Origin of the sequence: uncultured Thiocystis sp. (genome assembly GCF_903866365.1) — a bacterium.
Lineage (GTDB): Bacteria > Pseudomonadota > Gammaproteobacteria > Chromatiales > Chromatiaceae > Chromatium.
Genome location: NZ_CAIPNF010000246.1, coordinates 1 through 11,831 on the forward strand (window position 1 = coordinate 1; position 11,831 = coordinate 11,831).

Genomic DNA, 11,831 nt, shown 5'->3' on the forward strand with positions numbered 1-11,831 from the left:
GCGCACGATGCAGTTGTAGCAGGAGGTGCACATCCAGACCGATTCCGAGGACAGCACCTCGTCGCGCTTGCCGGCGCGGATCATCATGAAAATCTCCTGCGGCGGGTGCTCCCAGAACTTGCCGAGCGGGCAGGAGCCGGAACAGACGCCGCACTGCATGCACATCTTGACCCACTCGCCCTCTTCGACGTTCGCTTCCACTTCTTTCAGGAAGCGGTTGCGATATTTCTCGATCATCGCGGTATTCAGGTCGCCCATTGGATTGTCTCCGGGATTCTTTATTGAACCGCGAAGGCACAAAGAACGCGAAGAATCCTTGTGTGGGGCGCTGAGCGCAAGTCTTCGGATTGAATGCGCCGGCTTGCCCCTCACCCCAACCCATCTCCCAGTGGGGAGAGGGGCTTCAGCCATCTTTGCGTCCTTCGTGCCTTCGCGGTTCTCAATTAAAACTTGAACGGACTCATGCCGATCTTGTTGATCGTTTCCGCCATCTCATTCAGCAAACGCGGCGCGCGCTCCAGGTCGGTGATGGCGACCTCGTGGACGACGACGCGCTCGGGCTCCAGGTTGAGCTGGGTGAGGGTGTCGCCGACCTTGCTGAGCCGTTCCGCCGCGATCGCCGAGCCGCGCACGAAGTGGCATTGATAGTCCTCGTCGCGGCGGCAGCCCATGAGCACGATGCCGTCGAAGCCGGAGTTGAGCGAGTCGGTGATCCAGGACAGGCTGACCGAGCCGAGACAGCGCACCGGCACCACCCGCACAAAGGGCGTGGTCGCGATGCCGGCCTGGGCGGCCATGTCGAGCGCCGGATAGGCGTCATTCTCGCAGGCAAGACAGAGGATGCGCGGCTTTTCGGAGAACTCGTCCGGGATGTCGACCGCCTTGATCTGCTGGTTGACGGTATCGATGGAGTAGTTCTCGAAGGAGATGACCCGCACCGGACAGGCGCCCATGCAGGTGCCGCAACGGCGACAGCGCGATTCGTTGAAAACCGGATAGCGCTGTTCGTCCTCGTTGATGGCGCCGAAGGGACATTCCACCGTGCAGCGCTTGCACTGAGTACAGCCTTCCTTGCGGAAGCTCGGGTAGCTCAAATCGCCCACGCGCGGATGGACGGCCGCGCCTTGGGCCGCGCTTTCGGCGGCCTGGATTGCCTTCATGGCCGCGCCGACCGCGTCTTCCATCGCCTGTTTCATGTCCATCGGACGCCGCACCGGACCGGCGGCATAGATGCCGGTGCGCCGCGTCTCGTAAGGGAAGCAGATGAAATGACTGTCGAGAAAGCCGTGCTTGAGCTGCGGCAGGTCGGTGCCCTGACGATAGTCGAGATTGAGGATGGAGGGCGGAGCGACGGCCAGCTTCTGGCGCGCGGCTTCCTTTTCCTCCTCGCTCTCGGCCTCGTCGACCGCAAGCTGGGCGTAGGGATCGGGGCCGTTGTTGGGCACCTGACCGGTGGCGAGCACCACCAGATCGCAGTCCATCTCGGTGTCTTCGTTGAGGATCAGATCCTTGAACTTCACCTTTAGCCCCTTGCCGTTCTGCGCTACCGCGCTGGCCTGACCCTTGGTGAAGGTGACCATCGCCTGCTGGCCGCAGCGGTAGAAATCCTCGCCCGCCGCGCCAGGGGTGCGCAGATCGTCGAAGAGGATGGTGGTGTCGCAGTCGGGATTCTGCTCCCGGAAGTACATCGCCTGCTTGATCGACTCGGTGCAGCAAAAGCCGGAGCAATAAGGTAGATGACCCTCCTTGTCCGAACGCTGACCGGCGCACTGGATGAAGGCGACCGACTCGACCACCTTGCCGTCGGATGGACGCTTGAGCGGACCGCCATTGGCGGCCTTGGCCAGACGTTCCAGCTCGAAGTTGGTGAGCACGTCCGGGGTTTTGCCGTAAGCGAATTCGGGCAGCCGGTTGGCGTCGTAGGGCTTGAAATCGCTGGCCTGGACGATGGCGCCGAAGTTCTCGGTGACCGTCGGGCCGGATTGAACGTCGATGTCGGCAGAAAACCGCCCCGGCGCGCCGGAGGTCTTGGAGAGCCTGGCGTTGAGATGGACCGTGATGCGCTCGTTGGCCAGAACGCGCTCGATCATGTCGGCGATGCCGGGGTCTTCCGGCCCAGGCAGATCGACATCGCGCCCGTTCGGCACGTCGGACGCGGCGGCGCGGAAGGGCACGCGTTTGTAGAGATCCTTCCAGACCCCGCCGAGGACGTCCTCGTCGCAGACTAGATGGACCGGATAGCCGGCCGCCGCCGTTTCCAGCGCCGCCGTCATACCAGTCACGCCGCCGCCGACCACCAGGATGTTCTTGTTGAGTTCCTGCTCGCCGGAGGGCGTCGGCACGGTCATGAACTTGACTTCGGCGCAGGCCATGCGGATGTAGTCGTCCGCCATCTCCTGCGTGGTCTCGGTGTTCTCTGGCGTGTCCGGGCGCGCCCAGATGACACCCTCGCGCAGATTGGCGCGCGAGATGGCGACATTTCTGAAACCGAAGGCTTCGACCTTGGAGCGCCGCGAACAGGCGGCGATCATGAGATGGGTCGCCGCGCCGGCGTCGATGTCGTCCTGAATCAACTTGACGCCCTCGGGCGAGCACAGCATGGCATGCTGCTTGACGCTGGGAAACTTCCCTTCGCGGGTCGCGATATTCACGAGCTGACTGGTCTCCAGTCGCTCGCCGATGCCGCAGCCGGTGCAGAGATAGCCGGCCAATTTCTTTTCGACTGCCATGTGTTAGACCTCCGCTCTGGCGACGCGGTTGACGACCTGGATGGCGCGCAGCGCGGCGCCGGTGGCATGTTGCGCGGATCGGTTCACGTCCAGCGCATCGGAGGCGCAACCGGCCGCGAAGACGCCGCCGTTCTCGGGCGATGCCTCGATGAAGCCCTCGCGGTTGATGACGATCGACACCGGGAAGGCGTCCTTGTCCACCGCCGGCTCCATGCCGATGGCAAGCACCACCAGATCGTGCGGCTCGGCGAAGCGGTTGTAGCCTTCGGTATCGACGCCATGGACGATCGGGTTGCCGTCCTTGTCGGCGACAATGGACGCAGGCTTGGACTTGATGAACTTGATGTTCCGGTTGGCGCGAACCTTGTTATAAAAGTCCTCGAAACGGTCGATGGCGCGCAGGTCGATGTAATAAATATTGATCTCGGCGTCATCGGCGAAGGCGTCAGCGACATAGGTCGCCTGCTTGAGCGAGGCCATGCAGCAGATGCGCGAGCAGTGCAACAGATGGTTGCGGTCGCGCGAGCCGGCGCACTGGATGAAGGCGACCTTTTTCGCCTCGCGGCCGTCGGACGGGCGGACGATTTTCCCGCCGGTCGGGCCGTTGGGGTCGGCCAGTCGCTCGAACTCGACGCTGGTGATGACGTTTTTGATCCGGTCATAGCCGTAGGGCTGGATCTTAGCCGCATCGTAAGGCTTCCAGCCGGTGGCCCAGATCACCGCGCCGCAGCGGAATTCCAGCGTTTCCTCGCGCATGTCCAGGTCGATGGCGTCGTATTTGCAGGCGGCCTTGGCCTTGTCTGCGTCGGGGGTGCCGATGATCGCAGGGTCAAGCACATAACGCGCTGGGTGCGCCATGCGATACGGGAGATAAGCGCCCTTGCGCTTGCCGAGACCATAGTTGTAGTCGTCGTCGAATTCGGCCTCGACGGCCGTGCCGCAGTCGCCACAAGCGGTGCAGCGTTCGTTGACATAGCGCGGGGAGAGCTTGACGGTCGCGGTGTAGTCGCCCTCGCTGCCTGTGAGTCCCGTCACCTCGGCCAGGGTCAGGATGGTGAGATTCGGGTTCATCTTGGCGCGGCGCTGATTGATTTCCAGGCCGCAGGTGGGGAAACAGAGTTTCGGGAAATATTTATAGAGCTGAGTGACGCGGCCACCCAGATAGGGACGCTTTTCAACCAGCACGACCCGTTTCCCGGTCTCGGCGGCTTCCAGCGCAGCGGTCATGCCGCTGATGCCACCGCCGACCACCAGAATGGTCTCATTGGTTGCGACGACTGCCGTCATGGACTTTCCTCCGTCTTCGCGGATATGGCGTAGGGCGAACGACGCAGCGGTGAGGCACGGAGAAAGTCTGTGTCGTTCAGGTCATCCGGTGCGTGCAAACGCCCGAATATCGGAATTCGCTAAGATACCCCCCACGGATGCCCGCGGCTATGGCAAGCCCTTGAAATTTTGCATTGTAGTTTTTGATGCGTTGATAGAGGGGGGTTATGCTGATCCCTTTGCCAGAGACTGGCGGACGGGTCGCCGGATTCATTCCCATGCCCCTCGCCCGGCCCTATCCTAATTGGGAGCGGGCGCGGTGCGTGACTTTCACGGTACGCACATCAGGACAAGCCACCTTCCGAGCACGGGGATACACCCCTGGAGGCCAATGTTGGACACTGATCGCCCCTTATTCCGCCCCGCGAATGAAAGATTCCAGGTTCTTGACGCGGCACCCATGCCAATCAACGTGTTCGAAACACAGGATTTCGAACAGCGGGCGCCGGGAACCATCCTCCAGGACTTCGAGGCCCTGCTGGGCCAGATGGGCGACCAGGGCCTGCCGGTCACCCCCGCCCATCTGCTCGCCCTGATCTGTCTGGAGACGATCAATCGGAGTCTGACGCATCCACTGGAATTGCGTCTGAAACGCGCGGTGCAGAAATCCTATCCGTACATCAACGGTCTGTATCTGCTGCTGCGCGCCAGTGGCCTGACCCTGATCGATACCCAGTCCAGGAAACCGCGTCTTCAGCTCGACCCCGTCGTCCTGGCCTCCTGGTCGTCACTCAATGGCGCAGAGCGCTATTTCGCCTTGCTGAAAGCCTGGTGGGGACGTTCCAGGGAAGAAATACTTGGCGAGCGTCAAACCTGGGGCGGGGACGCGCTGACGAAAATCATGGGTTTCATCGAGCGCTTTCCGCAAGACGGCCTCCTGAGGTTCGAAACGCCGCAGGCGGCGGATCGGCTCCGGTATTCTCCCGGTCTCTACAATCTGGCACTGATGGAAGGCTTCGGCCTGCTCGAGATTCGGGCGACACCACCCGCGGAAGGTCAAGGGTGGCGGCCCGAGTGGATACGCATGTCCGATTGGGGAAAGGCCCTGCTGGGTCACTATGTGCAGTTCGTCCAGCAATTGCTGGCGTCCGAGACCGACGCGGTCGCGCCGATCCTCGGTTTCGAGGGGTTCTTCGAGCCAATGGCGCGTTTCGAGCAATGGAGCCAGATCATCCGCCCCGCGATCACGGGTTGGCACAAGGAACTGGAGATTCCGGAGTCTCCTTTTCAGCCCGGTCCGCACCAGTTCAAGGTGTCGCTGGGGGCGGGTTGCTGGCGGCGCATCCTCATCGGCGGCGAAGACAGTCTCGACGAACTCGCGATCACGATTCTTTCCGCTTTCGACTTCGATGCGGACCATTTGTACCGCTTCAGCTACCGGGACCGCTTCGGTCGCACCATCGAGATCGACCATTCTTATTTGGCGGGCGATTCAGACAATGCGCTCGTGGACGAAATGAAAATCGGCGATCTCCCGCTTTCCGAGGGGATGCGCATCGATTTTCTGTTCGATTTTGGCGACCAGTGGGAATTCGGGATCGTCACCGAGCGTCTGAACACCGAAGCAGCGGAGGAAATGCCAGTGTTGCTGGAGGCACATGGCAAGGCGCCGGCCCAGTATGATCATTGGTAGCGGCAGCAGGTCGCGGAGGTTCCGCCGAGCTTGATCATTCTCCCATAAGTCATCACAACCATCAGGGACCGACGTATGCACCAACTCCTGCAACTACGCTCCACCGTTCACACCCTCTCCGGTCACCCCTGCACGGTCGAGACCTTTCTCGGCGGCGGCGGTCAGGGCGAAGTCTACCGCGCCCTGCTCGACGGCAAGCCCATCGCACTCAAGTGGTACTTCGCTGACCAGGCCACGCCCGCCCAACGGCAGAGCCTGGAAACCCTGATCCGCAAAGGCCCGCCCAGCGCCCAATTCCTCTGGCCGATGGAACTGGCGACGGCGCCCGACCTGTCCGGCTTCGGTTACATCATGCCGCTGCGCGGGGCGCGCTTCAAAGGCATCGTCGACCTGATGAAGCGGCGGATCGAGCCGTCTTTTCAAGCACTCGCGACCGCTGGCCTGCAACTGGCTCAAGCCTTTCTGGAACTCCACGCTCAAGGCTTCTGCTATCGGGACATCTCCTTCGGCAATGTCTTTTTCGATCCCGACACCGGCGATATTCAAGTCTGCGATAACGACAACGTCGCCATCGATGGCGAAGGGACCAGCGGTGTCCTCGGCACCCCGCGCTTCATCGCCCCGGAAGTGGTCCGGGGCGATGCCTCGCCGAGTACCCAAACCGACCTCTTCTCGCTGTCGGTCCTGCTGTTCTATCTGCTCCATATCCATCATCCGCTGGAGGGGCAACAGGAGGCATCGATCAAGTGCTTCGATCTTCCGGCCATGACGCGGCTCTACGGCACCGACCCGCTGTTCATCTTCGATCCCGCCAACGCAGCCAACCGACCCGTACCCGGTATCCATGACAATGCCCTGGACTATTGGCCGCTCTATCCGTCATTTCTGCGCGAGCGATTCGTCCACGCCTTCACCGCCGGTCTGCACGATCCGCATGCCCGTGTGCGCGAAAGCGAATGGCGGGCGACGTTGGTCCAGTTGCGCGATGCCATTCTTTATTGCGGCCAGTGCGGGGTGGAAAACTTCTACGATGGCGAAGCCTTGCGGACCAACGGCGGACAACCGGGTGCCTGCTGGTCGTGTCGGAAACCCCTGACGCTCCCGTTCCGACTGCGTGTGGGACGGGATGTGGTCATGCTCAACCACGACACCCAACTTTTTCCCCATCACCTGGACCCGCAGCGGCGCTACGATCTGTCGCAACCCCTGGCGGCGATCCAGCGGCACCCACAGAATCCCGATCTCTGGGGGCTGAAGAATCTCTCGCCCGTCAAGTGGGTGATGACCGCGACGGATGGCACCGTGCGCGATGTCGAACCGGGGCGCAGTGTCTCGCTGGCGGCGGGCGTGAAGGTCAATTTTGGCCAGATGGAAGGCGAGATCCGGATTTAGCGGCGAGGAGAATTGACCCATGCACGACGTACCCCGTAACAAGCTCCGCGAATTGATCCTCGAATACGGCCGTTCGCTCTGCGACGACCCGCGCCGCTGCGAAGCCTTGCTTAGGGACCATTGCGGACAGCATAAGCGCGAGATCTTTGTCCTGGTCAGCGCGCTGAAAAACCGGGTGGCGGAGGATCTGCTCAAGGTGCCGGCTGGGGTGCCGCCGTCGATGGTGCTGGCGCGGATCGGCAACCGGCTGGAGGATGAACTGGCGATGACCGCCGAGGCGGCACAGTGGGCGGTGGAGTCCTGGGCGCTCGCATTGGGCGTGAGCGTGCAACCGACGCCTGTCACCAAGCCCGCTCCTGTCGTGCCATCCCCGCCGCCCACTGCCCCACGAGTCCAAACAACCCCATCAAGCGCGCCGTCTGGAACGGCGACCGCCCTGTTGAGCGGTCGCTATCGGGATCATGGCGACGGCACCGTGACGGATGTAAAAACCGGCTTGCAATGGATGCGCTGTTCGTTGGGGCAGGAATGGCGTGGCGGTTGCTGCGTTGGCGGAGCCGCAAAGTACACATGGGACGCGGCGAGGCAAGCCGCCGAGTCTCTGAATCGGCAGAATGGCTATGTCGGTTATCGGGATTGGCGGTTGCCGACGAAGGATGAATTGCTGACCCTGGTCTATTGTGGCAAGCCGCAAACTTGGAACGATACGGGGCTGCCTTGCACAGGTAAATATAAGCGCCCGACCATCGATCCTGTTGCCTTTCCGAATACACCGAGTTCGAATGTCTGGTCGGGTTCTCCCTATGCCAGCAGTTCGAGCGACGCGTGGTACGTGGCTTTCGGCTATGGCGGCGTCAGCTACTACTTTAAGGACATTGCGGCTTACGTTCGTCTCGTGCGCGGCGGACAGTGATTTTGCCATTTGTCTTTATGGCTCTCTATCCCGCCGCATGATCCCTGTGATTGAACCCTGCTATCCCGGCTCTTCGCAAGTCGCCTTATTGGGATTGGCCGAAGCTTACGATTCCGATATCTGGGCGTATGCGCGCGTCAATCATTTCGTCATCGTCACCGAGGATAGTGATTTGGTAGTGCCACAATCTGCATGATTTTCCTTGACACTGGTCCTTACCAGATAAGGCTTTATGTCGTAAATCCATCATACAGATTTGGAGGACTAGCAAATTTTGAAATGCTTGATCTATTTGAATCACAAGGAGTTGACACATGCCCAAACGCCCCGGCGGCGAATTAGCCACCCGCCCGCTGCATTTCATCTGGATTGCCGACTGCTCCGGCTCGATGTCGGTCGACGGCAAGATCCAGGCCCTCAATAACGCCATCCGCGAAGCGTTACCGCACATGCGGACAGTCGCCGATGAGAACCCCAATGCTGAAGTGCTGGTACGGGCGCTGAAGTTCTCTAGCGGTGCGCAATGGCACGTTTCGCAGCCAACGCCGGTGGTCGATTTCAAATGGACCGACTTGCCGGCGGACGGCGTGACCGATCTCGGCCGGGCGTTGGGCATGCTGGCCGAACAATTGCGCATCCCGCCGATGAGCGACCGCGCCCTGCCGCCGGTGCTGGTGCTGATCTCCGATGGTTGTCCGACCGACGATTTCAACCAGGGTTTACAGTCCCTGATGAATGAGCCCTGGGGCAGGAAGGCGGTGCGAATCGCCATCGCCATTGGCGAGGACGCCGATACCGAGGTGTTGCAGAAGTTCATCGGTCACCCGGAACTGAAACCCTTGCAGGCGAACAACCCCGAGGCACTGGTGCGCCATATCAAATGGGTTTCGACCGCCGTGCTCAAATCCGCCTCCGCTCCAGCCAGTCAGGCGACTGGGGTAGTGTCCGGTTTCAACGTACCGATTCCAGCCCCGCCGGTCAGCGCGGCGGGACCGCAGACAGCGGATGATGTGTGGTGAGTGACGCCATGCCCCCGGAATGGCGGACGCTCAAGGTCAGTGTGCGCGGCGCGGCCCATGAGCGTGTGGGACTGCCGAACCAGGATGCGGTGCGGGTTTCCCGGCTCGGTGATGGCCGGGCCTGGCTGATGGCCCTGGCGGACGGTCACGGCAGTGCCAAAAGCTTTCGCAGTCAGCATGGTGCGCGGTTGGCCGTCGTGGTGGCGCGCAAGGTCTGTGGGCATCTGTTCAAGTTGGATAATCCATCGCAGATCAAACGCTGGGCGGAGGAACAGTTGCCGTTGGAACTGGTGCGGAACTGGCGCGAGCGGGTGGAGCGGTCACTCCAGCGTCAGCCATTCACTCCCGCGGAACTGGACGCGCTTGACACGGCTGGGCGGCGTCAGGTGGACGCGCATCCATCGCTGGCCTATGGCTCGACCCTGCTGGGCGTGGTCGTGGCATCGGGGTTCATTCTCTATCTGCAACTTGGCGATGGGGACATCCTGACCGTCTCCGCCGAGGGTGCGATCGACCGTCCGCTCCTCCGGGACACTCGCCTGATCGCCAATGAAACCACCTCGCTTTGTTCCGACAAGGCGTGGAACGAGGTGCGGGTGCGCTTTCAGACCCTGGCTGGGGCGCCGCCCGCGCTGATCCTGGCGGCCACCGACGGTTATGCGAATGCCTACCGCGACGAGGCCGGTTTTCAGCAGGTCGCGCGTGACTATTGGGCACTCTTGCGCGATGAGGGCGAGGAAGCGGTGAGGCCCCATCTGAAGGATTGGCTGAACGAAGCCTCGCAACAGGGCAGTGGCGACGACATCACGCTGGGTCTTCTGTGGCGACCGATTGCCCAGATCTAGCCGAGTCCGGAAATTGGGGGCGTACCAATCGCCTTCTCCGATGCCGATATCCGAAACACAAGCCCTGGAACCGATCAATGCCGCCTTCGACTGCTGAAAGGAGATCCTGAACGATGTCATTCTCGCGAATCCGTGGCCTACCCTGGTGGCTTGCGCTGCTCTGTTGTCTTCTCGTGGAGCCCGGAGCGGCGGACTCGTCCAGCATCGCGGTCCAGCCGACGGAGAAGCCTGCGCTGATGCTGGCGAACGTCTACACCGAAGGCGTCGATCTGTCGGCTTATTGGGTCAGCGAGAAACTCGACGGCGTGCGCGCCTACTGGGATGGCGCGCGCCTGATCTCGCGTGGCGGGCATCCGATTCAGTCGCCCGACTGGTTCACGGCGGGATTTCCCGCGCTCCCCCTGGATGGCGAACTCTGGATGGGACGCGGAACCTTCGAGCGTCTGTCGGGAACGGTGCGGCGACTGGAACCCACGCCGGACGACTGGCGGGAGATCCGCTTCATGGTCTTCGATCTGCCGGATCTCGACGCGCCGTTCGGCCAGCGGCTCCAGCGGTTGCAACAGGTTCTCGCCGACTCGGCCAATCCCTCTCTGGTCCCCGTCGAGCAAGTCCGGGTGGCGGACCACGCAACCTTGATGGCGCGGCTGGACGCGGTCGTCGAGGCCGGTGGCGAGGGGCTCATGCTGCACCGCGATGGCGCGGACTATCGGGCGGGGCGCTCGGATGACCTGCTCAAGGTCAAGCCCTATCTGGATGCCGAGGCGCGGGTGATCGAACATCTGCCCGGTCAGGGGAAGTACGCGGGGATGCTGGGCGCGTTGCTGGTGGAAGATGCGGATGGACGGCGCTTTCGTCTCGGGACCGGTTTCACGGATGCCGAACGGCGCGATCCGCCACTCATCGGCAGCCTGGTAACCTACAAATATCTGGGCTATACGGACAAAGAAATCCCGCGCTTCGCGAGTTTTCTGCGGGTGCGCGCGGAGGAATAAACCACGCCGTCCGGGCAGCGCATTGGCTTACCAATTGACCACGCTGCGACGAATCCGCGTTTCGCGGGTTTTCGCCTCGCCTGCCTTGGTGACCAAGACGGGTTTGGAGCTGTGCCCGACGTCATCGAACGCAAAGGTTTATTCGCGGCTGCGTTAGAATCCGCACCCGAAGCGAGCTGGATCGACCCAGCGCCAAGCAGAACCAGGGCCGCAACGAAGCGAGATCCGCCCGCTGAGCCCGCCACCATTCAGTCCCCTCTTCCAGGTTCGACCCTATGCAAGACCAACCCGCCCGCTGCCCGCCCTGCCAACCGCCCGAGCTGGCCGTGATCGTGCCGACCTATCAGGAGGCGGATTCAGTCGCCGAAATCGCGCGGCGCGTGGCGGCCGTGCTGGATGGCGTTGCCTGGGAACTCCTGTTCGTCGATGACGATTCCCCGGACGGAACCGCCGAGCGCGTGCGCGAGCTGGCGCGGCACGATTCGCGGGTGCGGCTGATCCAGCGGGTCGGGCGCCGCGGCCTGTCCTCGGCCTGTATCGAGGGCATGCTGGCGACCTCCGCGCCCTTTCTCGCGGTGATGGACGGCGATCTTCAGCATGACGAAACACTCCTGCCACGCATGCTCCAGACCATCAAGGATGAGGATCTGGAGATCGTCGTCGGCAGCCGCTATGTCGCGGGCGGCGGGGTCGGCGACTGGAATGCCCGCCGCCAGTTCATGAGCCGTCTGGCGACCCGCATCGGGCAGCGTCTGATCGGGGTCGAGCTTCAGGATCCCATGAGCGGCTTTTTCCTGGTGCGAGCAACCGTGATTCAGTCCTGCGTGCGGCGCCTGAGCGGTAACTTCTCAATAAGTCACGGCAGCCTTGGCTGAAGATATCCGTTAGAATACCCCATCGCTTCCCCAATCGTTTCCCGTGCATCGTCCTACCGTCATGCCCAGCTCGATCAAACTTCCTGACATCCCCGAGGCGGAAC

General features: G+C 62.2%; 11 protein-coding genes. 8 read left to right on the forward strand and 3 right to left on the reverse strand.

Annotated features, from left to right (window positions below; genetic code table 11):
* The 3 genes from QZY07_RS13865 to QZY07_RS13875 form a co-directional block, all read right to left on the reverse strand.
* The coding region (locus tag QZY07_RS13865; protein ID WP_295403749.1) for a 4Fe-4S dicluster domain-containing protein at window positions 1–258 on the reverse strand (258 nt) is incomplete at its 3' end.
* A gap of 185 nt (window positions 259–443) precedes the next feature.
* A complete protein-coding gene (locus QZY07_RS13870; RefSeq protein WP_295403752.1) occupies window positions 444–2,729 on the reverse strand; it encodes a hydrogenase iron-sulfur subunit in 2,286 nt (761 codons plus the stop codon).
* A gap of 3 nt (window positions 2,730–2,732) precedes the next feature.
* Window positions 2,733–4,016 (reverse strand): FAD-dependent oxidoreductase, encoded by a 1,284-nt coding sequence (locus tag QZY07_RS13875; protein WP_295403755.1) that lies wholly within the window; start codon window positions 4,014–4,016, stop codon window positions 2,733–2,735.
* A 439-nt stretch (window positions 4,017–4,455) separates the two neighbouring features.
* Between QZY07_RS13875 and QZY07_RS13880 the strand changes: the two genes are divergently transcribed.
* The 8 genes from QZY07_RS13880 to QZY07_RS13910 all read left to right on the forward strand — a co-directional run bounded on the left by QZY07_RS13880 (window position 4,456) and on the right by QZY07_RS13910 (window position 11,727).
* Entirely contained in the window at window positions 4,456–5,688 is a 1,233-nt protein-coding gene (locus QZY07_RS13880; RefSeq protein ID WP_295403758.1) for a hypothetical protein, read from the forward strand.
* A gap of 75 nt (window positions 5,689–5,763) precedes the next feature.
* Entirely contained in the window at window positions 5,764–7,080 is a 1,317-nt protein-coding gene (locus QZY07_RS13885) for a serine/threonine protein kinase (RefSeq protein WP_295403760.1), read from the forward strand.
* A 19-nt stretch (window positions 7,081–7,099) separates the two neighbouring features.
* On the forward strand, window positions 7,100–7,993 hold the full coding sequence (locus QZY07_RS13890) for a DUF1566 domain-containing protein (protein WP_295403762.1): 894 nt from the start codon (window positions 7,100–7,102) through the stop codon (window positions 7,991–7,993).
* A gap of 37 nt (window positions 7,994–8,030) precedes the next feature.
* Window positions 8,031–8,189, forward strand: a complete 159-nt coding sequence (locus QZY07_RS27445; RefSeq protein WP_363184237.1) for a DUF5615 family PIN-like protein — start codon at window positions 8,031–8,033, stop codon at window positions 8,187–8,189.
* Between the two features lie 118 nt (window positions 8,190–8,307).
* Window positions 8,308–9,012: a tellurium resistance protein gene (locus tag QZY07_RS13895; protein WP_295403766.1), complete on the forward strand. Its 705-nt coding sequence runs from the start codon at window positions 8,308–8,310 to the stop codon at window positions 9,010–9,012.
* The gene (locus QZY07_RS13900; protein WP_295403768.1) at window positions 9,009–9,857 is read left to right on the forward strand and encodes a PP2C family serine/threonine-protein phosphatase; all 849 of its coding nucleotides are present in this window, start codon (window positions 9,009–9,011) and stop codon (window positions 9,855–9,857) included. The genes QZY07_RS13895 and QZY07_RS13900 overlap by 4 nt, the downstream gene beginning before the upstream one ends.
* Window positions 9,858–9,970: 113 nt before the next feature.
* Entirely contained in the window at window positions 9,971–10,852 is an 882-nt protein-coding gene (locus QZY07_RS13905) for a DNA ligase (protein ID WP_295403771.1), read from the forward strand.
* Between the two features lie 275 nt (window positions 10,853–11,127).
* Window positions 11,128–11,727 (forward strand): polyprenol monophosphomannose synthase, encoded by a 600-nt coding sequence (locus QZY07_RS13910; protein ID WP_295403774.1) that lies wholly within the window; start codon window positions 11,128–11,130, stop codon window positions 11,725–11,727.
* Window positions 11,728–11,831: the final 104 nt, after the last annotated feature.

Bases quoted from the DNA above. Each gene is read 5' to 3' on its own strand.
- QZY07_RS13895 (WP_295403766.1), top strand. From the start codon at position 8,308: ATGCCCAAACGCCCCGGCGGCGAATTAGCCACCCGCCCGCTGCATTTC.
- QZY07_RS13905 (WP_295403771.1), top strand. From the start codon at position 9,971: ATGTCATTCTCGCGAATCCGTGGCCTACCCTGGTGGCTTGCGCTGCTC.
- QZY07_RS13870 (WP_295403752.1), bottom strand. From the start codon at position 2,729: ATGGCAGTCGAAAAGAAATTGGCCGGCTATCTCTGCACCGGCTGCGGC.
- QZY07_RS13890 (WP_295403762.1), top strand. From the start codon at position 7,100: ATGCACGACGTACCCCGTAACAAGCTCCGCGAATTGATCCTCGAATAC.
- QZY07_RS13880 (WP_295403758.1), top strand. From the start codon at position 4,456: ATGCCAATCAACGTGTTCGAAACACAGGATTTCGAACAGCGGGCGCCG.
- QZY07_RS13910 (WP_295403774.1), top strand. From the start codon at position 11,128: ATGCAAGACCAACCCGCCCGCTGCCCGCCCTGCCAACCGCCCGAGCTG.
- QZY07_RS13885 (WP_295403760.1), top strand. From the start codon at position 5,764: ATGCACCAACTCCTGCAACTACGCTCCACCGTTCACACCCTCTCCGGT.
- QZY07_RS13875 (WP_295403755.1), bottom strand. From the start codon at position 4,016: ATGACGGCAGTCGTCGCAACCAATGAGACCATTCTGGTGGTCGGCGGT.
- QZY07_RS27445 (WP_363184237.1), top strand. From the start codon at position 8,031: ATGATCCCTGTGATTGAACCCTGCTATCCCGGCTCTTCGCAAGTCGCC.